Genomic DNA, 25,363 nt, shown 5'->3' with positions numbered 1-25,363 from the left:
AAGGGCGGATGAGGGCCAACGCACAAGCCGCCACACGCACACAATCCACTCCCATCGCCCCCCACTCACCACTCACTCGCCACCGTCGAGAATCGCCCATGCTGCGCGCCACATTCACCCCTCTCGTTCTGGCCCTGGCCTTCGCGCTTCCCATCACCGCGATGGCCAAGGACGATCCCTGGCCCACCTTCGGCACGCAGGGCACGCAGTTCGTGCGCGACGGCAAGCCGTACCAGATCCTCTCCGGCGCCATCCACTTCCAGCGCATCCCGCGCGCCTACTGGAAGGATCGCCTGCAGAAGGCACGCGCACTCGGCTTGAACACGGTGGAAACCTACGTGTTCTGGAATCTGGTCGAATCGCAGCAGGGGCATTTCGATTTCTCCGCCAACAACGATGTTGCCGCCTTCATCCGCGAAGCCGCCGCGCAAGGCCTCAACGTGATCCTGCGCCCGGGCCCGTACGTTTGCGCCGAATGGGAGGCCGGCGGGTATCCGGCCTGGTTGTTCGGCAAGGACAATATCCGCGTGCGCAGCCGCGACCCGCGCTTTCTGGCCGCCAGCCAGGCCTACCTGGATGCGGTGGCCAAGCAGGTGCAACCGCTGCTCAACCACAATGGCGGGCCGATCATCGCCGTGCAGGTGGAAAACGAGTACGGCTCCTACGACGACGACCACGCCTACATGGCCGACAACCGCGCCATGTACGTCAAAGCCGGCTTCGACAAGGCCTTGCTGTTCACCTCCGACGGCGCCGACATGCTCGCCAATGGCACCTTGCCCGATACCCTGGCGGTGGTGAATTTCGCGCCAGGCGAGGCCAAGAGCGCGTTCGACAAACTGATCAAGTTCCGCCCCGAGCAACCGCGCATGGTCGGCGAATACTGGGCCGGCTGGTTCGATCACTGGGGCACGCCGCACGCCAACACCGATGCCAAGCAACAGACCGAAGAGCTGGAATGGATCCTGCGCCAGGGCTATTCGGCCAACCTGTACATGTTCGTGGGCGGCACCAGTTTCGGCTTCATGAATGGCGCCAATTTCCAGGGCAACCCCAGCGACCATTACGCACCGCAGACCACCAGCTACGACTACAACGCCATGCTGGACGAAGCCGGCCAGCCCACCCCCAAGTTCGCGCTGATGCGCGATGCCATCGCCCGCGTCACCGGCGTGCAAGCACCGGCGCTCCCCGCGCCGATCGCCACCACCACACTGCCGGAAACTCAACTGCGCGAATCGGCCTCGCTATGGGACAACCTGCCAGCCCCGATCGCCATCGACACCCCGCAGCCGATGGAGCACTTCGGCCAGGACTACGGCTACATCCTCTACCGCACCACCATTACCGGCCCGCGCAAGGGTTCGCTGTATCTGGGCGAGGTGCGCGACGTAGCGCGCGTGTATGTGGATCAGCAGCCAGTGGGCAGCGTCGAACGGCGTTTGCAACAGATCTCCACCGACGTGGACATTCCGGCTGGCCAGCACACCCTGGATGTCCTGGTCGAAAACAGCGGCCGCATCAACTACGGCCCACGCATGGCCGACGGCCGCGCCGGCCTGGTCGACCCGGTGCTGCTGGACAACCAACAACTCACCGGCTGGCAGGCCTTCCCGCTGCCGATGCGTTCGCCCGACAGCCTCCGCGGCTGGACCCGCAAGCCCGTACAAGGCCCGGCGTTTCACCGCGGCAACCTGCGCATCGGCACACCCACCGACACCTATCTGGACATGCGCGCCTTCGGCAAGGGCATCGCCTGGGCCAACGGCGTCAACCTGGGCCGCCACTGGAACATCGGCCCGCAGACGGCGCTGTATTTCCCCGCGCCGTTCCAGCGCAAGGGCGACAACGCGGTGGTGGTGTTCGACCTGGACAGCACTGCCAAGCCCAGCGTGCGCGGCCTGAAACAGCAGGTGTGGATCAAACCTGGGAATTGATCGCGGCACCGTCGCACAGGCCCAGACGCTGGCAGGCACGCGCAGAACAAAGGCCCCTCCCCTAGGAGCGAGAAAGCACGGCATACGCGCCACTGGCGCGTATGCCTTGGAGCGCGCGCGCCGCACGCGCTAAACCCATCATTTCCTTGAACGTCGATAGCGCGCGCGGGCACGGTCCCAGTGCGTGATGCGCGCGACTCTAGGCACAGCAAGCTACGCCGCACCCTCATCCGCCCCTGCGGGGCACCTTCTCCCGAGGGGAGAAGGGATAAAACCCGGCTGTCCTCGGGAGACGGGTTGAGGCTACGGGTACGGATTCGGGTCAATCCTCACGCACTTCATCGCCGCATGCAGCCAGCCGATCAGGCACATCTACAAATCCACTGTCCAGCCAGCAGCGTCACCACGCAGACACATCGCTGGCCCCCTGCATTACCGCCAAACCCACCGCCGCCCAACTCCGCGTCAGCCATCCAGACTCCCCACCCTTCAGACCGCGCACTGTGCGCCGTTATCTGGAAGTCCGGTGCACCTGCACCGCCCGCTGCCACCCTGGTATCGGGCGGACCAGATTCCAGGCAAGATCACCGGCTGACCCCGTGACGGATGCGCTTGCTTGCGACGTTGACGGCTTGATTGCAGGTTCCAGGAGCGTTGCATGTCCTCGTCCACCGTTACGCAAGATTCCGTTCCCGCCGATGCGGAGCACACCCAGCAGGCGTTCGCCGAGCAGGTCCACGGCAAGCCCATGGACAGCACCGAGGCGGCGCACCGGATGGCCTTCCTGTGCCAGACCGAATCGGCAAAGAAGCCGCAGACGCTGTTGCCGCCGCAGGTCCGCGACGACAACGCGGCCTGAGCACGCCGAACACGCGAACCGCTGGCGAGCACGATCTGCAATCGCCAGTCGTTCGCTGCCTCACTTGAACGCCTGGAGCACCGTGAGCAGGCTGGTCAGGTCATCGGCCACGCCAGTCTGCGCCATCGTTCCGCCGGCACCGGCGGCCGCCGTGGTATCCACGCGATAGACCTGCATCACGCCCTCCTGGTGTGAATGTGGACGCCACGCCCGGAATCGGAGTGCCCGAGTGATACGTGGAGAGTTCAAGCACCGGCTGCGCCCGCCTGGCGGCGCCAGCGGCGCAGTCGTTTTGCCAGCGGTTCCAGAGCACAGGTATGAAATAGATGATAAACAGGTCTCTATTCACTCCACATAGCACCGGACCCGATGGTATCCACGCGCTTGCTGACCTGCCTTGTTGCCAGTCTTGCTGCCTGCAAGGCGCAGGCAGGCTCTCCTTCTTCTCCGGCATCGCCCATCGTGCACAGCGAATTCATTGCCGACCCCGCCCCCACGCCGCAGGCGCACGCCTCCACCCTGCTGGAAACCCGCGATGGGCAGCTGCTGGCGGCCTGGTTTGGCGGTACGCGCGAAGGTGCGTCCGACGTCGGCATCTGGCTGGCGCGGCGTGGCGCGCAGCAGTGGCAGGCCCCGCAACGCATCGCCGATGGCGCGCACGCGGGCGAGCACGGTGTCGATGTGCCGGCCTGGAATCCGGTGCTCTTCCAATCAACCAGCGGGCAGGTGCAGCTGTATTACAAACTCGGCCCCAACCCGCGGCAGTGGTGGGGGCTGCGGCTCACCTCCATGGACAGCGGCGCGACATGGTCGGCACCGCAGCGCTTGCCGGACGGCATCCTTGGGCCGATCAAGAACAAGCCGCTGCAGTTGCCGAGCGGGCGCATCCTGGCACCCAGCAGCAGCGAAGACCGTGGCTGGCGCGCGCATCTGGAATGGAGCGACGACGATGGCGCACACTGGCAGCGCGGCATGCCGCTCAACGACCCGGGCGTGATCGGCGCGATCCAGCCCAGCCTGTTGCTGCATGCCGATGGACGCGTGCAGGCGTTGGGCCGCAGCCAGCAGAACAAGCTCTTCAGCACCTTCTCCGACGATGGCGGCCTGCATTGGCAACCGATGCAACTGCTGGATGTGCAAAATCCCAATTCCGGCACCGACGCGGTACTGCTGCGCGACGGCCGCGCCTTGCTGGTCTACAACCTTGCCATCGCCGGCACCAACTGGTGGGAAGGACGCGGCACCCTGGCGGTGGCACTATCGGACGATGGTGTGCACTGGCAGCGAGTGTTCACGCTGGAAGACAGCGCCAAGGACGAATTTTCGTATCCTGCCGCGATCCAGACCCGCGATGGGCTGGTCCACATCAGCTACACATGGAAGCGCCAGCGCATCAAGCACGTGGTGCTCGATCCCACGCGAATCGACGCATGCGGCCCCTGCCAGGCGCCCGCCCCCGCAACGCAGTCTGAGCGCTGCACAACGGCATGCGGCCACGTCGCCGATCCTTCGTCGTGATGACGGTGGCTTCGCCTCCACGGATTCGCCAGTAGCGTTGCATGCCGATCATCGTCGGTGAGCTACCGCCAAGACGAGGAATGCGATGCGACGCGTCGATCAACCACGCCCGCCGGGCACGCCTGTCGGACTGCCAGAGCAGGATGCGTCCAATGCGAATGCACCCGCGCGCGATGTCCCACCCGCACACTCCGCGCCCGAACGCCCTACCGGCATACTCGGCGGCCTGATCAGATATGTGCCTGGCTACCGGTCCGGTCGCCCCCGTGTGCCACCGACCGTTGGCGCTTCACCATTGCAGCGCTCCACAGCGCTTCGCCCGTACCGCGACGTCCTGTCGCAATGGCAACGACACTACCGCGCAGATCGCAGCCGCTGGCACAGCGCATGGCGCCAGGCCAACAGCAACGATCCGCAGGTCGAAACAAGAACGGCCCGGGCGCTCAAGGCAACAGCCGACATGCTGGAAGACGCAACACTACCGGGGCGGGTAGCGCTGGAGCTGCACTCAGTTCCCCTTCCGCAATTTCCCGATCAGGCATACCGTCTTTCTCATCTGCAGCACATGACGATCAACGCAGCGGGGTTGATGGAGCTTCCGGCCACCATGCAGCAATTCGCGAGCCTGGAAACACTGACGCTTGCGCACAATCCGCTTGACTCGCTACCTGCATCCATCGCAACCCTTAGCCGATTGCGTGAGCTTTCCATCCTTTCCTGCCCGGAATTGAAGGAACTTCCCGAACGCCTGGCGAGCACCAATGCATCCGGCGAGCACGAGGGGTTGGTCAACCTGCAGAAGCTGCAGCTGGTGGGGACCGGGATCACATCGCTTCCGGCTTCCATCACCGGCCTGCAAAACCTGAAAACCCTACAGATACGCAATTCGCCGCTGTCCAACCTTGCCCCGGCCATCCATCGAATGCCTAGGCTGGAAGAACTCGATTTGGAAGGCTGCACAGCGCTGTGCAACTATCCGCCGATTTTTGGCGGCAGTGCGCCATTGAAACGACTGCGTCTGAAAGACTGCAGCAACCTGCGCACCCTGCCGCTGGACATCCACCGCCTGACGCAACTTGAAGAACTCGACCTGCGAGGCTGCGAGAATCTCTCCAGACTGCCCTCGTCGATCGCCAGATTACCTGCCAGTTGCACGATCCGGCTGCCGCCGCATTTACAGGCGGAACTCGACCGTCTTCGTCTGATTGCACGCCCCGCCGAACCAGAGCAGGCTGGCCCAGCCCCCCCGGATCTCTCGCCACCTGTTGCCGGCAATCAAGCCAGCGCATCCTCCTCGGCGCCCACAACCGAACCTCTGCACAAGGTTGCGCTCGAACGCATCGAAGCCACCGCACAGGCCATGCTGAGCACGGTCATCGATCAGGAAAGAAATCCCTTTCTGGAAGGCGCCCCCTCCTATCTTCCACAAGAGCGCGACGCCGGAACTCCCACCACCTTCGGTCAGATCCCGGCATTGAAGAAAATGCTGGAGGAAAGCAGGGATGGTCATTTCCTGGCACGGGTGAGCGACATCGCAGGCCCATCCCCCAGAGTCGAAGACCCGTCCGAGGAAGGCCTCCGCAGCCACTACACGAACGTCAGCAACTGGAAGGCGCAGAAGAGCGCGCACCTTGGCATCGTCGATCATCTCGGGCAGTTCGTTTATCACCAAGCAAGCCAGCTCAACGCAGAGACGCTGGCCAGGGCGGTCCAGATGTGGAAGACCCGGGAGTTGATTGTCGATGCATACCCCGAAGAACGGGAACGCTTCCCCTCCTTCCCACTGCACATTCCCGAGCAGGTCGGCGACGACGCTGATAGCGAACAGCACATAACCTCGGAACCTTCACACCAGCAATAGCGGTAGACGCGACACGCAGGGCGGTCAATCGGGCATCGCCGTCGTCGTGCCTGAGCAGGTCGGGCGGCGCCTCCCATGGCCGAACGACCCGTTGCGCGTGTTTCACTGTTGCCGCAACGCGTCCACCATCCTTTGTACCCGCACGATATCGGTCCGCTGATAGTCTCCGCCCAGGTCACGGATATACGGGTGCGGAGACGGCACCTGGGCGGCGATCATGCCTCGCGCCGACGCATGGAATTCGTGGGCGCCGGTATGCTGCCGTACGGTGCGGATGTTGTGCTCGGATAGCCCGGCACCCGGCATGACGCCGATGCGCCCACCTGCCTGCCGCACCAACGCGGCGATGGTGTCGATTCCCTCCGGCGCACTCGCACGTGCGCCCGACGTCAGCACGCGTTCGCAGCCAAGCGCAATCGCATCTTCCAGCGCGCGCGCAGGTTCGGCACTGACGTCGATCGCACGATGGAAGGTCACGCCCAGCGGGCCAGCCGCCTCGATCAACACGCGCATCGTTTCCATATCGACCTGGCCATGCCGATCCAGCGCGCCCAGCACCACGCCATCGCAGCCCAGCGCAACGCACTGCTGCACATCGCGGCACATCGCCTCCACCTCATCGGCACTGAACACGAAGTCGCCCACGCGCGGGCGTATCAGCACATACAGCGGAATCCGCAAGCGCGCGCGCACCACCGCCAGCGTGCCGAACGACGGCGTCAGCCCACCGCCATCCAGCCCGCCGCACAACTCCACCCGCATCGCCCCGCCGTCCTGCGCGGCCACGGCCGATGCCACCGAATCGGCGGCCACTTCCAGGCCCACCGCGCTCATGCGGCCGGCTCGGTGGTGTAGTGGCTGTCGCCGGGCACCAGCAGATCCTGCCGCTGCGCATCGCAGACCGCATAGCTGAAACCCTTCTGGATCGCGAACGCGCCCACCTCGCCACGCGTGTTCATCGCCAGGAATCCCACCTGCAGCGTGCGCGTCAGCTCCGGCTTGCGGCGGATCAAGCGCATCACCACCTCGCGGCATGCATCGGCCGGCGACTTGCCCTGGCGCATCATTTCCACCACTGCAAAGCTGCCGACATTGCGGATCACCTCTTCGCCCACGCCGGTGGAGGTGGCGCCGCCCACCTCGTTGTCCACATACAGGCCGGCGCCAATGATCGGGCTGTCGCCGACCCGCCCGTGCATCTTCCACGCCATGCCGCTGGTGGTGCACGCGCCGGACAGATTGCCGTGCGCATCCAGCGCAATCATGCCGATGGTGTCGTGGTTGTCCTTGCCGCCGGGCAGCTTGGCGTCGCGCCAGGCGCGGTTTTCCACGTTGGCCTCGGGCGAATACTGGGAAGTCTTCAGCCATTGCTTCCACGCCGCTTCCGAACTCGGCGTCAGCAGCTTGGTTTGCGGAAAACCCTGCGCAAGCGCGAACTGCCGCGCGCCGTCACCCACCAACATCACATGCGGGGTCTTTTCCATCACCGCGCGTGCCACCGAAATGGCATGCACCACGTCTTCCAGCGACGCCACCGCGCCGCAATTGCCCAGGTGATCCATGATGCAGGCGTCCAGCGTCACCCGCCCATCGCGATCCGGATACCCGCCCAGGCCCACCGTGGGATTGTTCGGGTCCGCTTCGGGCACACGTGCACCGGCCTCCACCGCATCCAGCGCCATGCCACCGGTACTCAGCAGCTTCCACGCGGCCTGGTTGGCGGCCACGCCGAAATCCCAGGTGGAAATCACCCGCGCCTGGCCTTTGGGCAACGCTGCGGGACGTACAGCCGACGTGCCTGCGGCCGCGGCCTGCGCACGCGCGCCCCATCCGGCCAGGCCGGAAGCGATGGCGCCCAGCGTGGCGCTCTTGAGGAAATGACGACGTTGAATCATCCAGGCGAACTCCGTAACGGAAACAGATGCTGCGCACTGCGCCGCAGCCTCCCATCATGCGGCAGCGACGCCCGCGGATAAACCGCATTACCCCGCGCCGCGATGCGGATTGAGGCATAACGCCCGCAGGCATGATGCGCGCGGCCGCACCTCCGTTCGCAAGGTCGCAACTTCGGCCAGCGCTGTTGCTGCAGACAGCCTGCACGGACGTCGATGCAGGCCAGTGGACGCGGGCAAGCGGATGTCGGCCATGGCGGACCTGCGCTCTGACTGCTGCGTCGATGGCGTATGCCAGGACCTGCCGCCAATACAAAGGCAAGGCGTCGGGCGAGCAAGCGGCAACACCTCCGGTCCACCGCGTGCAATCGCCAGACGCGAGCCGATGGCGATCTGATCCGTGGACGAAGCGTCCATCCTTTGCTTCCAGGACCTGCGCGAACCAAGGCGGACTGCATAAATGCCACGACCCGTCTCGGATTCTCAACGCACGTCAACCGACCAGCGCGGCTGCGCCCGCCACGCGCCGCCGAGCCGGATCCGCAAACCCCTCGGACAGCGCCAAGCCACTCCCGCCGACGGCCATTGAGCGCCACGGCCGTGCTTCAAAAAAAAAACTGCATCCGTTTAACCCCGTTTGCCGCCCTGGCCCGTTTCAACTGCAGAGGCGCAGTGCACGGCGACCTCGGGCTGCCCGGTTGTTCACCCATTCGTTCTCGCCACGCAAAGGATTCCCATGCCACGTCACAGCCTTCTCGCGCTCGCCTTGCTGCTGAGCGCCTGCTCGCACGAACCCACCTCACCCGTCGTCGGCGACCCGCCCGCATCGCCCGAGGCAGCGGCGCTGTCCCCCTACACCGACGACATCGCATACACGCCTGCTGCCGAGTCCGCGCCGTCTCCGCCGGTCGCGTACACGCCCGCCCCCCCAGCGCCACCGGTACACGCGCGGCCTGCACCGATGCCCAGCGGCGCGCTGGCGCGGCAAGCGCCTGCTGCGGCGCTGATGGCACTCCCGGAGAGCCGCAGCATGATCATGCAGGCGCCACCGGCCGCCCCGGCCGAGAACCGCGAAACCTATCAGACCCTCAGCGACAACCCGATCGTGCAGGCCGCGGACAACCCGGTGTCCACCTTCAGCATCGATGTCGATACCGGCAGCTACAGCAACGTGCGGCGCTATCTCACCAGTGGCAGCCTGCCGCCGGTGGATGCGGTGCGCGTGGAGGAGATGATCAACTACTTCCGCTACGACGACCCCGCGCCCCGCGATGGCCAGCCCTTCGCGGTACGCACCGAACTGGCGCCCGCGCCCTGGAACGGCAAGCACCTGCTGCTGCGCATCGGAATCAATGGACGCGATGTCAAGACCACTGCGCTGCCGGCCGCCAACCTGGTGTTCCTGGTCGATGTCTCCGGCTCGATGGACGCGCCCGACAAGCTGCCGTTGCTGCAATCCTCGCTCAAGCTGTTGACGCGCCAGCTGCGCGCGCAGGACCGCATCACCCTGGTCACCTACGCCGGCAGCACCGCGGTGGTGTTGCCGCCGACGCCGGGCAACCAGCAGGGGCGCATCGTGGAAGCCATCGACAGCCTGCAATCCGGTGGCGGCACCGCCGGTGCCAGCGGCATCGAGCTGGCCTACCGCGCGGCACAGCAAAGCTACCTGCGCGGCGGCATCAATCGCATCCTGCTGGCCACCGATGGCGACTTCAATGTCGGCGTCACCGACTTCGATACGCTCAAGGGCATGGTGGCCGAAAAGCGGCGTTCCGGCGTGGCGCTGTCCACGCTGGGCTTTGGCACCGGCAACTACAACGACACCCTGATGGAGCAACTGGCCGATGCCGGCGACGGTGCCTACGCCTATATCGACTCGCCGCTGGAAGCGCGCAAGGTACTGACCCACGAACTGGGCGCCACGCTGGAGACCATCGCGCGCGACGTCAAGATCCAGGTCGAGTTCAATCCGGCAACGGTGCAGGAGTACCGGCTGATCGGCTACGAGAATCGTGCCCTGCGCCGCGAGGACTTTAACAACGACCAGGTCGATGCCGGCGACATCGGTGCCGGCCACAGCGTGACCGCGCTGTATGAAATCACCCCGATCACCAGCCCCGCGTCGGTGGATCCGCTGCGCTACGCCGCCAGCCTGCTGCGTCCGGCCGGCAACGCAGACAACGAACTTGCCTACCTCAAGCTGCGCTACAAATTGCCCAGCGCGCACCGCAGCAGCCTGCTCGACACCGTCATCCGCAGCGACCAGAAGGTGGCATTGGATGCCTCCAGCGAGGCCTTCCGGTTCTCTGCGGCCGTGGCCGGTTTCGGCCAGCGCCTGCGCGGTGGCAGCCAGCTGCACGGCTGGGATTTCCCGCAGGTGCGCGCCCTGGCCGCAGGCAGTATCGGCAAGGATCGTTACGGGTATCGCGCCGACTTCCTGCGCATGGTGCAGCAGGCCGAAGCACTCGGCAGCCGGCCGCTCGCAACCGCGGACTGATGCACGCGGCGGTTGCCTATACTGCGCGCATGCATCCAGCCGATCTTGCGCCGCTACCCGACGAGGAGCTCATGCTCCTCGTCGCCAATGGGTTTGTCGAACAACCGGCCACCGAGTTGTTCAAGCGCCATAACCGCGCCCTGTTCAACTTCCTGGCATGGCAATGCGAAGGCAATCTGAGCGAGGCCGAAGACCTTGCGCAGAAAACCTGGGTCAAGCTGATGACCCGCTGCAGCGACTATCGCCCGGGGCAGGCCGCCTTTACCAGCTTCCTGTTCCAGATCGCGCGCAATGCCTGGCTCGACACGCGGCGCAGCGCCTATGTCGCCACCTCGGTACCGCTGGAAGACACCCACCTGCAGCTGCCCGACGACGACCTGTCCACCGAACAGCTGGCCATGCTGGGGCAGCAGCAACAGCGCGTGCGCGTCGCCGTCATGGCCCTGCCCGATGCGCAGCGCGAAGTGGTGGTATTGCGCTTCTTCGTCGGGCTGGCGGTGGAAGACATCGCGCAGGTGGTGGGCGACGGCTTCGAGACGGTCAAGAGCCGCTTGCGCTACGCCTTCGCCAAACTGCGCCTGAGCCTGGACGCAGTGCAATGAGCGCGGCCTTCGAGCGCTTTCTGGCTGGCGACGACGGCCTGGCTGCACTGCTGCAGGCCCAGCCGGGCTATCTGCCGCCTGCGCGCATGGATGCCTGGTTTGCACAGGCCGCGCAGCAGGCCGAGCGCGCACGCAACACATCCGCGCAAGACGCCGCGCAGTTCGAACCGCCCGTATCGATGGGCGCGCCGATTGCCGCGTCGGCTGCGCAATCCGATCAGACGCAAGCCACGCCGCCCGCGGAAGGCGCGCGCGATGCGGCCGCGCAACAGGTCGGACAATTCGAGCCGCCCGCATCGATGGACACCCCGTTTGTCGCGTCGGCCGTGCAGGCTGACAGACCCCACACCGCAACGCCGGCCGATAGCTCGCGCAACACAACGGCGCAGCCGTTCGAACCGCCAGCATCGATGGCCGCGGTGTTTGCTGCGGCAGCCGCACAGGCCGACCTGGCCCAGGCCGCACGGCGCGCCGCCGTCCAGGCGCGCCTCGGTGCCGGCGAAGATGCGACGCAGGCGCTGGGCGCACCCGTGCAGGACGCGACGCGTGCATGGCTGCAGCAGCTGCAGCCGCCGGCCACCGGCACCGAATCGACCGATGGCGATGCACGGTATCGGCACGACGGCGCTGAAGCGGCTGCGTCGGCCGATGACAGTCAGCCAGCTGCGCAGGATGCGAACGCTGAGGTGTCCAGTCCTGCAGCGGGCGATCGCGCACAGAGCGCGGCACAGGCCGTCGGAACGTCGCAGGTAACGACCAAGGCCGTAACGCACGGTGCTACGGCAGCAGCCGATACCCTGCATGCGGCAACACCGGCGGTGCGGCGCGCGCGCCGACAACGCTGGATGCCGACGCTGGCGCTGGCTGCCTCCGTCATCCTGGCCGTGGGTGTCGGGCTGCACTGGCAGGCCAACGCACCGGTGCCCGTGCCGGCCATGGAGGCGGCACGCGTCGCCGTCCAGGAGCCTGCAGACCAGATCAATGAACCGCAGGCTGGGTCGGTGGCGGCAAGCCCGGCCGAGTCTGATTCTGCATCTGCATTCGAAAGCGGCTTGGTCGCAGAACGCTCGCCGATGCCACCACCATTGGCATCCATGCCACGCCCTGCATCGGCACCGCCGTCAGACAGATTCGCCGCTCCCCCGAGTCCAGCGCCGTCTGCCTCGCCCGCTCCACCGGCACCGCCTGCGCCGGCTGCAGCCTTGCCGGAACCGATGGTCGCTGCACCGGCCCCATCGATGCCTGCAGCCCCGATGGCAGCCATTACCGACCCCGATCTCGGCGCCGCTCGGCCCCTGTCTGCCGAGCGGGAATCTGTCGCGATCGCCAACGGTAGCGCGCAACAGACCACGCAGGAGCGGCCGAACGCAGCGGCTCCCCCGTCGGCACACGTCCCCGGCGCACCCCTGCCGGCAATCGACACCCAGCAGCGATCACTCGCCGAGGCCGGCAAGTCGACACCGCCCATCCAGGCTGACAATGACGCTCCAGCCACTCAGCCTTCCGGACTGCCATCGCGCACTGCGCCGAAAACGGCTCCACTGAAGGCCCCCGCGGCCCAGCGACGGCAGGCAGACGACACTGCTGCAATACCGGGCGAAGCAACGGCGTCACAACCGATCTCGGCCAGCAGGCTTGCGACATCCGACACTGCGCAGCAGCGCGCTGCATCTGCCGCGGCAGTGCAGTTGCTGCCACTGTCGAGCACTCCAGGCGAATGGATCGATCGCCATCTGCGCGCGGGCCAGCGAGCGCCGACCAGGCTGCGTCTCGAAGCCGCCACACCAGGTGCACCTGACGTCAGGCGCTGGGTGGACCAGCTGCGTACCGCCTGCCGCAATCGCGGTTGGTCCACGCAGATCGAGATCGCGTCCAATGCGCAGCTACCGGATGATCGCCTGCGCATCGAAGTGCAGGTCGCCTCGAACACCGATTGAGCCCGGCGCCTGCAGCTGGGTTTCAGCCGCAAGATTGGCAGGGCCGCTGCCCGGAATCGGCGTGGACCAATCGTACAGTGGCTGTGGACGCCGCTTGGTTATGAAGGCCAACCGCAGCCGTTCGGCAGCAACTGCTGATCCGTGCCACCGCAAGAGCAAAGCGTGTAGCGCAGTGCGCACCGATGTATTGGACCCGTGCGGTTCGCTGTTGCGCAGAGGATCGATGACGACAGTTGAGCTTGCAGCGACCCGCTGCATGCATGCATGCGGGCGGCGGGCAGCGGGCGGCGGCAATATCCAAGCCCAGCGCATCCGCACACACGTGTTCCACCTTCAGGTCACAGCGCGGCGATGCGCGTGCGCCCCCGGCGTTGGTGCCACCCATCCATCGAGTACGGCAGCTCATTGGCACGCTTGGCCGTTGAAGGCGCCGATCATAGCGCGCAGTCCACCAAAGTTCCGGCCAAGGCAGGATCACGCAGTGCATCCTCAGCGCGCCGTCCCGGCATCAACGCACCGGTGCAACGCGACTCCGGGCCTCAGCGATCGCCGGCCAACGCGCAACGCACAATCACAGCCAGAGACCTCACAAACCGCACGCCTTCGCTGCGCCACTCAGCCTTGGGTCAGCTCACCGTTCTCGCCAGCCTCGCCGTCCTCGCGCAACAGGCTGCTGAGCACGTGGTCGCGCCATACCCCATTCAATTGCAGGTAACGCCGCGCGCGGCCTTCAATCTGGAAGCCCAGCCGCGCCAGCACCTGCGCGCTGCGCACATTCTCCGGCACGTACTGCGCCATCACCCGGTGCAGGCCCAACGGACCGAACACGAACGCAATGCCCTGCGTGGCAGCCCAATGCATCAGGCCACGGCCCTGCGCTGCGGCATCCAGACCATAGCCGAGATGGCAGGCCTGAAACGCACCGCGCTGGATCTGGGTAAACCCCACCGTGCCGATCACCTGCTGCGTCGAGACCAGCACCAGCTGCAGTTCGCGCTCGCCAGGAACAGAATTGCGATAGGCGATGCATAGCCTCCGCCAGCCTTCTGCGGTGTAGAACGCTTCCGGCCGCAGCGGCATCGCATCGGCCAGGTGCGCACGGTTGCGCGCGTGATAGTCGGCAACCGCGGCAGGGTCGGCGCTGGCAAGGTCGCAGAGCAGCACACCGTCGGCGTGCCGCCGCGGCAGAAACGCCGGCAAGCTCATTGCCTGCCTCCATTACCGCGTTGTTGCAGATAGCCCTCTGCGTGAGACACGGCTAAAACAGAAACTGGGTCAGCCGCCCTCAGGCGGCGTCGGCCGCTGCCAGCGCCTGCGCCACCTGCCACTCGATGGCATCCAGGTTCGGCAACAGCGCGCTTTGCTCGCCGAGCAGCACGCGCATGTGCACGCCTTCCGGCAGCGCGTCTTCCGACGCGTCGGCCAGCAGTCCGTCGCGCGGCACCGAGATCAGCTGCGGGAACGAGGCGGTCAGCAGGGCGAAGTACGGCAGTGCGGGATTGCCGCCCAGCGCCTTCAGCACGATGACCTTGTTGTTCAATGCCGCAGGTTCGTCGCCCAGGCCGCTGAGGCGTGCGAACGACAGCAAGGGCACCTTCCAGCCGTACCAGTCGATGCGCCCGACCACCCAGCGCGGCATGTCCGGCAGCGCTTCGACCGCCACGCGCGACATCACCTCGGCCACCGTCGCGTTGGGCAGCAGCACGCGCTCGTTGCCCGCCTGAATCAGGACGCCGCGGATTTCGTCGTTATTGGCGTAGCTCATCGCACTGTTCCGATCTGAGAGGAAGCGCCCGGCTTACGCCGGCCAACGCTGTGCCAGCGCCTGCGCCAACTGCGCGGGATCGCCGGTCAAGATACCTTGTCGCGCCAGCCGCGCTGCCGCAGCCGGGTCGTAGCAGCCATCGGCGGACTGACCCGCCAGCCAGGCGCCCTGCTCGGCCAGCGCCAGCGAGGTTTCCACCAATGCTTCGTTGGCACCGCTGAGCATCAGCACGGCACTGTCGGCCGGCGGCAAGGCAGCGATCAGCCCGGCCGGATCGCTCTGCGCTACGAAGGCCAGTGCGCCGGCGTGCTGCTGCAGGCCGATCTCGTCGGACAACACATAGACCTTGCCCGCTGCGACGGTCTGCCCAGCTTCGCCCAGCTCCACCGGCAGCGCGGACACGCGCCCCATCTGCCGCACCAGGTTGCCGTACTGGCCACCATCGAGGGTCATGCGCACCAGCACGGCGCGCGGGAATTGCGGCGGCAATGCGGCCAGCAGGCGACGGATCGCATCCGGCCCACCGATCCCGGCCATCACCAGCACCGCACCGGTGACCTCGCCGCTGTGCTCCAGATCCACCAGCGACAGGCCGCCGGTGGACAGCGCAGCCACGTCCGGTCCGGTGCGCGGACGCACCACCACGGCGACCTCATCCACCAGGCCCCAGGTGCTGGAATCGCCCAGCGTCTGGGCGGCCGTTCCGGCACCGGCCGATGTCTCGGCGTGCTCGGGGGCATGGGTGAACAAGCCATCGCCAGGCACGCTTTCGAAGGCATGCGCGGCCGCTTCCAGGTGCTGGTCCAGCTGCAGGTCCGAATGCTGCTGCGGCGCAAGCGCAAGACCAGGCTCGGGCTGCAGCGAGGGCTCGCTTTCGGTACCCGGCGGCAACACGTCGGCATGGCCGTGCAGCTTGGCAGCCAGATGGCGTACCCAACGCTGCGCTTCCCAGCCCTCGCGGCGCACCGTGAGTTCGGCCTCGTCGAAGATCACCGTCACGCCAGGGATGTTGAAGGCCGGCTCCAGCGCTTCGAGCGCGTCTTCGATGGCCGGCTCCAGCGCCACCAACACCGCCACCGGCTCGGCATCGCGCAGCATCTGCACGTCCACGGCCGCAGGCTCGTCTTCCAGCACCACCTGCGCACCGGCCAGGCCAAGCGCTTCGCGCAGGCGTTCGCGCGCCTGTCCGGGCCGGCCCAGCAGGGCGACCGGAGTTCCCATTGCGCCATTAGTCTCGGACACGGGCGATCCCCAGCAGGTCATACACGTTTCGCATCAGATCCAACTCTTGGTAAGGCTTGCCCAGGTAGCGCTGCACGCCGATCTCGAAGGCGCGCTGGCGATGCTTCTCGCCACTGCGCGAGGTGATCATCACGATCGGCACCGCCTTGAAGCGCGGGTCGGCTCGCATCGCGGTGGCCAGCTCGTAGCCGTCCATGCGCGGCATTTCGATGTCCAGCAGCATCAGGTCGGGCACGCGCTCTTCGAGCAGTTCCAGTGCCTCGACACCGTCGCGGGCGGTGGTGACGTCCAGGTTGTGGCGTTCCAGCACGCGGCTGGTGACCTTGCGCATGGTCAGCGAGTCGTCCACCACCATCACCAGCGGCACCTGGCGCTGCGCTTCGGCGGGGGTGTCCAGCGCCGGACGCGCCGGCTGGCTGAGGTAACGACGCACCAACGGCGCCACGTCCAGGATCACCACCACGCGGCCATCGCCGGTGATGGTGGCGCCGTAGATACCCGGCACCGAGGCGATCTGCAGGCCGACCGGCTTGACCACGATTTCGCGGTTGCCCAGCACCTGGTCGATCGCCACCGCCGCGCGCAGGTCGCCCGCACGCACCAGCAGCAACGGCACCTGCGCCTGACCATCGGCACGCGCCGCGGCCTGGCCGACCAGCGAGCCCAGGTCGTGCAGCACGTACTCTTCGCCGGCGTAGTGATAACCGCCCTCGCCCGACTCGTAGCGGGTGCGCGAAATGCGGCCGATACCGCTGACCGACGCCACCGGCACCGCGAAGGTGGTGTCGCCGATCCGCACGAACACCGCCTGGGTGACCGCCAGCGTCTGCGGCAGGCGCAGGGTGAAGGAGACGCCCTGGCCACGCACCGAGTGGATGTCCACCGAGCCGCCGAGCTGGCGTACTTCGTTGCGCACCACGTCCATGCCCACGCCACGGCCAGCCAGCTGGCTGACCTGCTCGGAGGTGCTGAAGCCGGAGGCGAAGATCAGGTTGTCGAGTTCGGCCTCGCTCAGTTCCTGGCCCGGTTCGATCAGGCCGCGCTGTTCGCCACGGCGACGGATCGCCTCGCGGTCCAGCCCGGCGCCGTCGTCGGCCACTTCCAGCACGATTTCCGAGCCTTCGCGGCGTAGACGGATCGCGATGCTGCCTTCTTCCGGCTTGCCCGCGTCGCGGCGCTGCTCGGGCGTTTCCAGCCCATGCGCGACCGAGTTGCGCAGCATGTGTTCCAGCGGCGCGACCATGCGATCGAGCACGTTGCGATCCAGTTCGCCCTGGGTGCCTTCCAGCACCAGGTGCACCTGCTTGCCGGTGTCGCTGGCGGCCTGGCGCACCACACGGCGCAGGCGCGGCACCAGGCCGTCGAACGGCACCATGCGCGCACGCATCAGGCCGTCCTGCAGCTCGGAGCTGACACGAGACTGCTGTTGCAGCAGGCCGTCGTACTGACGCGAGAGGTCTTCCAGCACGCCCTGCAAACCGCCCAAGTCGGCGGCCGATTCGTTCAGCGCGCGGCTGAGCTGCTGCAGGGTGGAGAAGCGGTCCAGTTCCAGCGGATCGAAGGTGCGGTCGCCCTGATCCTGCTCGCGCTGGTAACGCGCCACGATCTGCGCTTCGGTTTCCAGATCCAGGCGGCGCAACTGGTCGCGCAGACGGGCGTTGGTGCGATCCAGTTCGCCCATGGCGCCCCGGAACGCGCCCAGCTGCTGTTCCAGCCGCGAGCGGTAGATCGCCACTTCGCCGGCGTGGTTGACCAGGCGATCGAGCAGATCGGCGCGTACGCGCACCTGCTCCTGTTGCACGCGCGGCAGGAAATCGTCTTCGCTCTGGCCTTCGACCGGGATCGGTGCCGACAGCGGTGCCGGTTCCACCGACGCCTTGGCGATCGCACGCACGTCCGCGTCGCTGGGCTCTGCGGCATTGCGCCCACGGGTGCGGGTTTCGAAGGCATCCACCAGGTCGGTGGGCATGGCCACCGCGCGGTGCATGCCGGTACGGGTCAGCAACTGGTGCAGACGATCGAAGCCGCGCTCGAACAGCCGCACGTCGTCGCGGTCGATATCGGTGCGGTTGGCCGCCACAGCTTCGAGCAGCGATTCGATCGCGTGGCCCAGGTCGCCGATGGCGTTGATGCCGGCCATGCGCGCGCCGCCCTTGAGCGTGTGCAGGTCGCGCTGCAAGCCGTTGAGCACCTCGCGGTCGTCCGGCGTTTCGCGCATCCGCGCGATCAGGCCATCGCTGTGATCGAGCAGGTCGCGGCCTTCCTCGACGAAGATGTCGACCAGTTCGCCATCGAGTTGATCGAAGTTGAGCGGGCCCACATCGAACGCGGCCCCGACGTCATTGCTGACGGTATCGGCACGCGCGGGGTCTTCCACCGGCGCGCTGAAGGCAGCGGTGTCTTCCGGCGCAGCCGCGTGTTCGCTGGCAGAGGCGTCGTGTTCGGCAGCATCGGCGTGCCCGGCCTGTTCCAGGTGCCCGACCTGGTCTGTCGTGGCTGTCGCATCGACGGATGCAGGTTCGCCATCGTGCTGTGCGTCGGTCTCGGCAACCGGCTCGGCATGCACGTCGGGCGCAATGTCCGCCGGCCGATCGCCCGCCTCTTCCACCTGGTCGGCCGCATGCGCCATTTCGAACGCCTGCACCGATTCGATGGTGTGCTCGGGCAGCGCCGCATCGGTATGCATCGAATCGTCATGTCCACCGGACTGCGCATGCGCCGCGTCGGCGTGGTCGGCCTCGATCTCGGCAACGTGTTCGCCGTGCGTCGCGTCCTCGACTGCCGTGTGTTCGGCCGTGCCGGTGTGCTCGCCGGACTCTGCGTGTGTCTCGGACGGCATGTCCCAGGCAGCGGGTTCCTCCAACTGCGACTGCTCCGCATGTACCTCGGCGTCCGCATCCGACTGCGCAGCATGCTGTGCGTCGGCGTCGGCGTCGGCGTCGGCGTCGGCGTGGGCGTGGGCGTCGTGCGACGGTGCGGCCTCGTCTTCACCTGCCTGCTCGGCGACGTCCTCGGCGACGTCCTCGGCGTGGCCCGGCGCGGTGGCATCGGCATCGGACGACTCGGTGGCGTATTCCGCCTCGCCTCGATCGCCCTGCGGCAAGTCGTGATCGGTCGACACGCTGTCCAGCGCCGTGGTTTCCGGCGTCCAGTCCTCGGCGATGGCGGCGGGTGCCTCCTCGCCCACCGGGGCATCGGTGTGCACCGCTTCCAGCGCGTCGATGCTCTCGACCGTCGCGTCGTCGGCCACGGCGTGGGCATCGTCCGCACTGGCAAGCGTCTGCGCCTGGCCAAGCGCGGCTTCCGCGTCGGCCAGCTCGTCGACTACCACGGTGTCCTGCGTGGAAACGCCGGTGTCCGTGCCATCTGCAGCCGCATCGCCCGCTGCTGCGTCGTGCGCAGCAAACGACGCATTCGCATCGGGCACGTCATGCGCCTGCGTGTCACCCGAATCGACCGGTACCTGCGCCGCAGCGTGCGCCAGCGCCGCTTCGGCGGCATCGGCAGGCTGCCCTTCGTTGGCGTCCCAGGCATCGGCTTCGACCGCCGGCTCATCGGCCAGCGTGTCGTGTGCGTCGTCGGCCAGCGTCGCAGCTTCGTGATGGTCGGCGCCCACGGCGTCGCCCTGCACAGCTGCAGCGTCGTCGACTGCCGTCTCTGCGGTGTCGACGTGCGCGGCGTGCTGATCCTGCGACAGTGCGGCGTGATCGTCCGGCGCCGGTGCCTGCAGCGCATGCGCGGCGTGTTGATCGGCCTCGGCTTCGGCCAGTTCGTCCACCGCGATCGGAGCGTCGGCGTCGGCGGCGTGCGTGTGGTCGGCCAGCGGCGTCGGCGAGGTGGACTCGGACGGCAGTGCGCTGGCATCCAGGTACTGCGACAGGTCTTCCACACCGGTCAGTTCGACCCTCGCGTCGCCGCCGGCAGCCTCTTGGCTCGCCGCGTCGACATCGTCCAGGTCTTCCAGGAACGCCTGCGGCGGCCACTGCGCTTCCGGCAGGGTGTCCACCAGGGCGCGCAGGCGCTCGGTCAACGGCGCGAACGATGGAATCATTGGCGCGTCGGCGCGCAATGCGGTGACCGTGGTGGCGATCGCCGCGGCCATGGCCGCAATCGCATCGATACCTTCGGGCGACGGCGTTGCCGATGCCGCGAGCAGACGCTTCACATAGCTCTCGGCCGGGGTCGTCACCAGGGTGATTTCCGGCACGTCGGTCATTGCGAACGCGCCACTCATGGTGTGCACGGCACGCAACAGTTCTTCGGTCGCCAACTGCGGCGCCGCCTGGCTGGCCTGCAGCCACGCGTTGACGGTGTCCAGATGCGTTGCGACTTCGGCTTCGAGGATCTCGCGCAGCACGCTGTCCACCGATGCCGGCGTTCCGCCGCTGGCCGCAGATGCGCCGGCCACGGCCGCAACCGCGGACACCTCGGTGCTTGCCGGCGTCGCCGCCGCAGGCACGTAATAGACCTCTTCACCGGCAGCCACGCGCTCGGCGATGGCCTGGATTTCCGGCAGGTCCGCGTTGATGCGGCCCTGCTCGCGCAATGCTGCATTGAATTGCGGCAGCACCTGGTAGGCCAGCTCGACCATCGCCACCACCGCCGGGCTGGGCGGGCGCGAGTTGTCGAGCACGCGGTTGAGCATGCTCTCGATCTTCCAGCTGAACTCGCCGAGCACGCTGGCACCGACCAGGCGGCCGCTGCCCTTCAGGGTGTGGAAGACGCGGCGGATCGGACGCAGGTTGTCCGGGCTGTTCGGCGCAGCGCGCCAGACCGGCAGCAACTGCCCCAGGTTGACCAGTTCCTCGTCGAATTCTTCGAGGAACACATCGCGGATGTCGTCATCGATATCGCTGTCGCCGAAGCCGCCGAAGATGCCGGCATCGGCCGCCGCCGGCACCGGCTCGCCAGGCGCCTGCACCGGCGCGGTATCGGCTGCGGTATCGGTACTGCCCGGCGAGACCTGCGGCCGCTCGGTGTCGAACTGCGCGGCAGCTGCATCGAGATCGGCCAGGAACGCAGCCGATGCCGCATCCAGCTCGAACTCGCTGACCACGGCCTGTTGCACGCGCGGCGTGGTGTGCTCGGCAGTCGCTTCGACCGCTGCGTCCGGCGCATCGGGCACGGCATCCACGAACGGGCCGTCCGGTTCCTGCGGCAGCGCAGGCGGAGCTGGCGGCGGCGAGAACGCATCCTCGATGCTGACCTGCGCACGGCGCGTCTGGTTTTCGGCAATGAACTCCAGCGGCGCGTCGGTCTGATCGGCGTCGCCCGGCAAGCTGATCTGCTCGATCTGCAGCGGCGCCTCATCGGCCACCACGGGCGCCGCGGCATGTTCCTGTTCCAGGGCGCTCAGGTCCACGGTGTAGCTGACCTGCGCGGCCTCGCTGGCGAGATGCCCATCCTGCTCGGCCGACACCGGGTCGAACGCGGAGGGAGCAAGCGGCGGCGCCTGTTCGGTCGTTTCCAGCTGCCAATCGCCAGGCGCCTGCGCGCCATCGTCGGACAGGTCCAGTGGCGCCACTGTAAACGGCACGTGCGCCTGACCGGACACGGTTTCCTCGGCGGCAACCGGGTCGAACGAAAACACCGTATCGGTCGCTGCCGCGCCGGTGTCGTGCACCGCGCTGGCCACGAACGGCGGTTCCACCACGATTGCGTTGGCCCATTCCAGCGCGGCGGCCGGGGCGGCATCGTTGGCCGCCGCATCCGGGGTTCCGGCAAGCTGCAGTCCGCCGACGGCGACCTGTTGCGGCTCGACGACGCTGCCCGGCTGGTCGGTACCCACCGGCAATTCGGACGGCTGCCCGGACGGCAGCGGCCAATATCGCAGCGTTTCTAGGCTGTTGCGGGTGATGTCCAGGATCTCCTCGCGGCCGGGACGGCGCTCGCGCAGGGCTTCCAGGTAGTACTCCAGGCTGGCCATCGCATCGGCCAGGGTGTCCAGCTGGCGGCCGCTGGGCACGCGCTGCTTGCCGATCAGCTCCAGATCGACATACCGGCGCACGCCTTCCAGGTAATCGGCGGCCTGCGGCAGTTCGAGGATGCGCAAGGCACCGCCGACTTCGCCCAGCAGGTGCGGCACCTCGGCCAGGCGCGCGTGATCCCAGTTGGTTTCGATGAAGGCGACGAAGTGCTCGCGCGCCGCACCGAAATTGGCGATCGCTTCCTGCGCCAGCACGTCCACGGTGCGGCGCACCTCCGAGGAGGTGGCGCTGTTGCTGGCTTCGTTGCCATCGCCGATGTCGGCGCCAAGACTGGCGACCTGGTCATCCAGCGAGGCATCCACGTACAGCAGCGCGCCGGCGATATCCAGCAGCACGCCTTCGTCCATCTGCACCTGGCCGTCGACCACGCGCGCCAGCGCATCGCGCTGCTGCACGACGACCGTGCGTGCCACGCCCAGGCCCATCATGCCCAGGGTGTCGGCCACGCTGCCCAGGTCGTTGACCTGGGTCTGCAACTCGGCGATGTCGCCGCCGGTGCGCAGGTGCAGGTCCAGCGCGTCCTTGACGCGCAGCAATTCTTCCTTGACCGCGCTGCCGACCGTGTCGAGCAGCTCGCGATTGCGCCCGCTCAGGCTGCCGCGGGCGTGATCCAGCTCGGCTTCGGTGGCGACACCGGCTTGCGGGTCGAACGCGAACAACACGCTTTCATTCAGACCCGGCTGGCCACGCGTGGCACGGATTTCGTTGAGCAGCGGCAGCAGCACGATCGGAATGTCGCGATGGCCGTTCTGCAGGCGCTCCAGGTAATCGGGCAGCAGGACGGTGCCGCGCATCAGCATGGCGCAGGCTTCGTCGCGGTCGGCCACCTCGCCTGCCTGCACGGCCTGGGCCAGCAGCTCCAGCTCCTCGGCGACCATCGCCGGCGCATACAGCTCGACCATGCGCAAGGTGCCCTGCACCTGGTGCAGGTAGCCGGCGCAAAAACGCATCCGACTGGTGTCGGAGGGTTCTTCGGCGAAGTACTCGATCTCGTTGCGCGCCTGGCGCAAGGTCTCGTCCAGCTCCGGCTTGACCCAGCCCAGCGCGGCGTGGCTCATCGCATCGCGAAGCGCACTCATTGCAGCCCCCTGACTACGGCCGGCACACCGCTTGCGCAGCCACCGGTCACTTCCTGCATCGACGTAATGCGACTACGCGCCATCTGCTGATCCTTTCCCGTTCCGCGTCGTGGTCACGCCGGCAGCTTGAAGTCGGCGACCGAACGGCGCAGATCGGCAGCGAGCTGAGCCAGGTTGCCGATCGACTCGGCCGTCTGCTCCGCACCCTGCGATGTCTGGCTGGTGATCTGTCGGATCACGCCCATGGTCTGTGTGATGTCCGTCGCCGCAGCCGACTGCTGGTGCGCGGCGATGGAGATGTTCTTGATCAGGTTGTTCAAGGCGTTGGACACGCGCTCGATTTCGGTCAGTGCGGTACCGGCGTCTTCGGCCAGGCGCGCACCGGACACCACTTCGGAGGTGGTCTGCTCCATCGAGCTGACCGCTTCGTTGGTATCGGCCTGAATGGTCTGCACCAGGCCTTCGATGCGTCGGGTCGCACTGGAGGTGCGTTCTGCCAGGCGCTGCACTTCGTCGGCCACGACCGCGAAACCGCGACCAGCTTCGCCCGCCGAGGCGGCCTGCACCGCGGCGTTGAGCGCCAGGATGTTGGTCTGCTCGGAAATGTCGTTGATCAGTTCCACGATCGAGCCGATCTCCTGCGAAGACTCGCCCAGCCGCTTGATGCGCTTGGAGGTTTCCTGGATCTGGTCGCGGATCTGGTCCATGCCCTGGATCGTCTCGCGCACCACGCCGGCACCCTCGGCGGCGATGACCACCGAGCGCTGCGCCACTTCGGCCGACTCGGTGGAGTTGCGCGACACCTGTTCGATGCTGGCAGCGATTTCGCTGATGCGCTCGGAGGCGGTGGTGATCTGGTTGGCCTGCTGGCCGGCCGCTTCGGCCAGCTGCATCGCGGTGGCCTGGGTTTCCTGGGTCGACACGGCCACCTTGGCCGAGGTGTCGTTGATGGTGGTCACCAGGTGACGCAGTTCGTCCACGGCGTAGTTGATCGCGTCTGCAATGGCGCCGGTCATGTCCTCGGTCACCGAGGCCTTGACGGTCAGGTCGCCCTCACCGAGCGAGCTGATTTCGTCCAGCAAGCGCATGATCGCCTGCTGGTTGCGGCTGTTGAATTCCACCTGTGCCTGGTAGCGCACGTCCTGCTCGCGGGTACGCACCCGCACCGAGCTCCAGACGAAGCCGACGATGGCCAGCAAGGCGACCAGGCCGGACACCACGCCCAGCCAGAAGTTGGGAAACAGGCGGGTGTCGCGCACCGAACCGAACGCGGAGAACGCGTCGAACAGCTTCTTGCTGTCGTCGAGCATCTTGCCCGAGCCGGCGGTCAGCGCCGCGGCCGAGGACTGCGCGGCGAACAGGTTGCGCGAGCTGGCGAGGATGGCGTCGACGTCCTTCTTCATCGTCGCCCACTGCGTCTGCGACTGTTCCAGCGCCGCCAGGGCGGCCGGGTTGCGCACCGCGGCGATGCCGAGTTCTTCGTTGCCCGCGCGCAGGCCTTCCAGCATCTGGGTGAACACCACCGAGTCGCGTGCCAGCGCGTCGCCGGAGGCGGCCGCATTGGCGCCACCGGCGCGCATTTCGGTCACCCGGCGCGCCATGGTGCCGGCGACCACGACCTGCTGCAGGGTGTTGTAGATCTGCGAGGCGGGCGCGCCGCTGACCGTCATCGCACGCACCACTTCGTTCAACTGCGCCTGCAGCTGCGGCACGCTGCCGGAGAAGCGTTCGGCGTTGCCGGCCAGGCCGAGCACCGCCGGTTCGCTGGCGATGACCTGATCGGCGTTCTTGCTCAGCGGCACCCAGGTCGCCTTGAGCTGCGCCATCGCGCTGGCCACCGAGCCCTCCTGGCCGTAGCGGCCATCGAGTTCGCTCACCGTGCTGTCGATGCGGCCCTTGGTCTCCTTGAAGGCGGCAAAGGCCTTGGCGTCACCGGAGACCGCTTCGCGGCCCTGGTTGGCCAGCTGCTGCGAGAGCACCTGCAGGTCGGCGGCGCCGATGCCGGCACCGGCAAGACGGCTGCCCTGCCAGGTGGCGACGCCGGTGTTGGCGCCGAACACGATCATCGACAACACCAGCAGGCCAAGCCAGAAGCTGGTGCTGACGCTGCCGAGCTTGTTGGTCTTGCGGGCGTCCGGGGCGGTACTCATGGTTCGACCTCGATCTGTATGACGTGGCGGGGTCGCG

15 protein-coding genes are annotated in these 25,363 nt (G+C 67.2%); 7 read left to right on the top strand and 8 right to left on the bottom strand.

The window, feature by feature from the left end:
- Positions 1-98: 98 nt before the first annotated feature.
- From XcodCFBP4690_RS01125 to xopL, 4 genes are all read left to right on the top strand, one after another.
- Complete coding sequence (locus XcodCFBP4690_RS01125; protein WP_104539217.1) at positions 99-1,937, top strand: glycoside hydrolase family 35 protein; 1,839 nt, start codon at positions 99-101, stop codon at positions 1,935-1,937.
- A gap of 658 nt (positions 1,938-2,595) precedes the next feature.
- Complete coding sequence (locus XcodCFBP4690_RS01120; RefSeq protein WP_104539216.1) at positions 2,596-2,796, top strand: hypothetical protein; 201 nt, start codon at positions 2,596-2,598, stop codon at positions 2,794-2,796.
- A gap of 369 nt (positions 2,797-3,165) precedes the next feature.
- A complete protein-coding gene (locus XcodCFBP4690_RS01110) occupies positions 3,166-4,314 on the top strand; it encodes a sialidase family protein (RefSeq protein ID WP_104539215.1) in 1,149 nt (382 codons plus the stop codon).
- Positions 4,315-4,399: 85 nt separating this feature from the next.
- A complete protein-coding gene (xopL, locus tag XcodCFBP4690_RS01105; RefSeq protein ID WP_104539214.1) occupies positions 4,400-6,175 on the top strand; it encodes a type III secretion system leucine-rich repeat domain-containing effector XopL in 1,776 nt (591 codons plus the stop codon).
- A gap of 102 nt (positions 6,176-6,277) precedes the next feature.
- Here xopL and XcodCFBP4690_RS01100 read toward each other — a convergent pair whose 3' ends face one another.
- Positions 6,278-7,009 carry a copper homeostasis protein CutC gene (locus XcodCFBP4690_RS01100; protein ID WP_104539213.1) on the bottom strand — a complete coding sequence of 244 codons (732 nt, stop codon included), beginning with the start codon at positions 7,007-7,009 and terminating at the stop codon, positions 6,278-6,280.
- The gene (locus XcodCFBP4690_RS01095) at positions 7,006-8,070 is read right to left on the bottom strand and encodes a glycosylasparaginase (RefSeq protein ID WP_104539212.1); all 1,065 of its coding nucleotides are present in this window, start codon (positions 8,068-8,070) and stop codon (positions 7,006-7,008) included. Before XcodCFBP4690_RS01095 ends, XcodCFBP4690_RS01100 begins: the two co-directional genes overlap by 4 nt.
- A 1,027-nt stretch (positions 8,071-9,097) precedes the next feature.
- Here XcodCFBP4690_RS01095 and XcodCFBP4690_RS01090 point away from each other — a divergent pair.
- Positions 9,098-10,564 carry a vWA domain-containing protein gene (locus tag XcodCFBP4690_RS01090; protein ID WP_410049716.1) on the top strand — a complete coding sequence of 489 codons (1,467 nt, stop codon included), beginning with the start codon at positions 9,098-9,100 and terminating at the stop codon, positions 10,562-10,564.
- Positions 10,565-10,593: 29 nt separating this feature from the next.
- Positions 10,594-11,166 carry a sigma-70 family RNA polymerase sigma factor gene (locus tag XcodCFBP4690_RS01085; RefSeq protein ID WP_104539289.1) on the top strand — a complete coding sequence of 191 codons (573 nt, stop codon included), beginning with the start codon at positions 10,594-10,596 and terminating at the stop codon, positions 11,164-11,166.
- Here XcodCFBP4690_RS01085 and XcodCFBP4690_RS22290 read toward each other — a convergent pair.
- The gene (locus XcodCFBP4690_RS22290; protein ID WP_146091801.1) at positions 11,121-11,969 is read right to left on the bottom strand and encodes a hypothetical protein; all 849 of its coding nucleotides are present in this window, start codon (positions 11,967-11,969) and stop codon (positions 11,121-11,123) included. The genes XcodCFBP4690_RS01085 and XcodCFBP4690_RS22290 overlap by 46 nt on opposite strands.
- A gap of 450 nt (positions 11,970-12,419) precedes the next feature.
- On the opposite strand from XcodCFBP4690_RS22290, the gene XcodCFBP4690_RS22285 reads away from it, so the two are divergent.
- Entirely contained in the window at positions 12,420-13,103 is a 684-nt protein-coding gene (locus XcodCFBP4690_RS22285) for a hypothetical protein (RefSeq protein ID WP_146091800.1), read from the top strand.
- Positions 13,104-13,718: 615 nt separating this feature from the next.
- Here XcodCFBP4690_RS22285 and XcodCFBP4690_RS01075 read toward each other — a convergent pair.
- From XcodCFBP4690_RS01075 to XcodCFBP4690_RS01055, 5 genes are all read right to left on the bottom strand, one after another.
- Positions 13,719-14,309 carry a GNAT family N-acetyltransferase gene (locus tag XcodCFBP4690_RS01075; RefSeq protein ID WP_104539209.1) on the bottom strand — a complete coding sequence of 197 codons (591 nt, stop codon included), beginning with the start codon at positions 14,307-14,309 and terminating at the stop codon, positions 13,719-13,721.
- Between the two features lie 79 nt (positions 14,310-14,388).
- Positions 14,389-14,868 carry a chemotaxis protein CheW gene (locus XcodCFBP4690_RS01070; protein WP_104539208.1) on the bottom strand — a complete coding sequence of 160 codons (480 nt, stop codon included), beginning with the start codon at positions 14,866-14,868 and terminating at the stop codon, positions 14,389-14,391.
- Between the two features lie 33 nt (positions 14,869-14,901).
- Positions 14,902-16,089 carry a chemotaxis protein CheB gene (locus XcodCFBP4690_RS01065; RefSeq protein WP_104539207.1) on the bottom strand — a complete coding sequence of 396 codons (1,188 nt, stop codon included), beginning with the start codon at positions 16,087-16,089 and terminating at the stop codon, positions 14,902-14,904.
- Positions 16,090-16,096: 7 nt separating this feature from the next.
- Complete coding sequence (locus XcodCFBP4690_RS01060; RefSeq protein WP_104539206.1) at positions 16,097-23,176, bottom strand: Hpt domain-containing protein; 7,080 nt, start codon at positions 23,174-23,176, stop codon at positions 16,097-16,099.
- A gap of 113 nt (positions 23,177-23,289) precedes the next feature.
- On the bottom strand, positions 23,290-25,326 hold the full coding sequence (locus XcodCFBP4690_RS01055; RefSeq protein ID WP_104539205.1) for a methyl-accepting chemotaxis protein: 2,037 nt from the start codon (positions 25,324-25,326) through the stop codon (positions 23,290-23,292).
- Positions 25,327-25,363: the final 37 nt, after the last annotated feature.

The sequence above is a fragment of the Xanthomonas codiaei genome (assembly GCF_002939785.1).
Taxonomy (GTDB): domain Bacteria; phylum Pseudomonadota; class Gammaproteobacteria; order Xanthomonadales; family Xanthomonadaceae; genus Xanthomonas; species Xanthomonas codiaei.
Note: the sequence above shows the minus strand (reverse complement) of the source record. Positions and strands in the feature narration are given on the sequence as shown.

What these genes read in the sequence shown, in the direction of transcription:
- XcodCFBP4690_RS01125 (WP_104539217.1), top strand. Translation starts at nt 99, where the DNA reads ATGCTGCGCGCCACATTCACCCCTCTCGTTCTGGCCCTGGCCTTCGCG.
- XcodCFBP4690_RS01120 (WP_104539216.1), top strand. Translation starts at nt 2,596, where the DNA reads ATGTCCTCGTCCACCGTTACGCAAGATTCCGTTCCCGCCGATGCGGAG.
- XcodCFBP4690_RS01110 (WP_104539215.1), top strand. Translation starts at nt 3,166, where the DNA reads ATGGTATCCACGCGCTTGCTGACCTGCCTTGTTGCCAGTCTTGCTGCC.
- xopL (WP_104539214.1), top strand. Translation starts at nt 4,400, where the DNA reads ATGCGACGCGTCGATCAACCACGCCCGCCGGGCACGCCTGTCGGACTG.
- XcodCFBP4690_RS01100 (WP_104539213.1), bottom strand. Translation starts at nt 7,009, where the DNA reads ATGAGCGCGGTGGGCCTGGAAGTGGCCGCCGATTCGGTGGCATCGGCC.
- XcodCFBP4690_RS01095 (WP_104539212.1), bottom strand. Translation starts at nt 8,070, where the DNA reads ATGATTCAACGTCGTCATTTCCTCAAGAGCGCCACGCTGGGCGCCATC.
- XcodCFBP4690_RS01090 (WP_410049716.1), top strand. Translation starts at nt 9,098, where the DNA reads ATGATCATGCAGGCGCCACCGGCCGCCCCGGCCGAGAACCGCGAAACC.
- XcodCFBP4690_RS01085 (WP_104539289.1), top strand. Translation starts at nt 10,594, where the DNA reads ATGCATCCAGCCGATCTTGCGCCGCTACCCGACGAGGAGCTCATGCTC.
- XcodCFBP4690_RS22290 (WP_146091801.1), bottom strand. Translation starts at nt 11,969, where the DNA reads ATGCAGGGTATCGGCTGCTGCCGTAGCACCGTGCGTTACGGCCTTGGT.
- XcodCFBP4690_RS22285 (WP_146091800.1), top strand. Translation starts at nt 12,420, where the DNA reads ATGGCAGCCATTACCGACCCCGATCTCGGCGCCGCTCGGCCCCTGTCT.
- XcodCFBP4690_RS01075 (WP_104539209.1), bottom strand. Translation starts at nt 14,309, where the DNA reads ATGAGCTTGCCGGCGTTTCTGCCGCGGCGGCACGCCGACGGTGTGCTG.
- XcodCFBP4690_RS01070 (WP_104539208.1), bottom strand. Translation starts at nt 14,868, where the DNA reads ATGAGCTACGCCAATAACGACGAAATCCGCGGCGTCCTGATTCAGGCG.
- XcodCFBP4690_RS01065 (WP_104539207.1), bottom strand. Translation starts at nt 16,089, where the DNA reads ATGGGAACTCCGGTCGCCCTGCTGGGCCGGCCCGGACAGGCGCGCGAA.
- XcodCFBP4690_RS01060 (WP_104539206.1), bottom strand. Translation starts at nt 23,176, where the DNA reads ATGAGTGCGCTTCGCGATGCGATGAGCCACGCCGCGCTGGGCTGGGTC.
- XcodCFBP4690_RS01055 (WP_104539205.1), bottom strand. Translation starts at nt 25,326, where the DNA reads ATGAGTACCGCCCCGGACGCCCGCAAGACCAACAAGCTCGGCAGCGTC.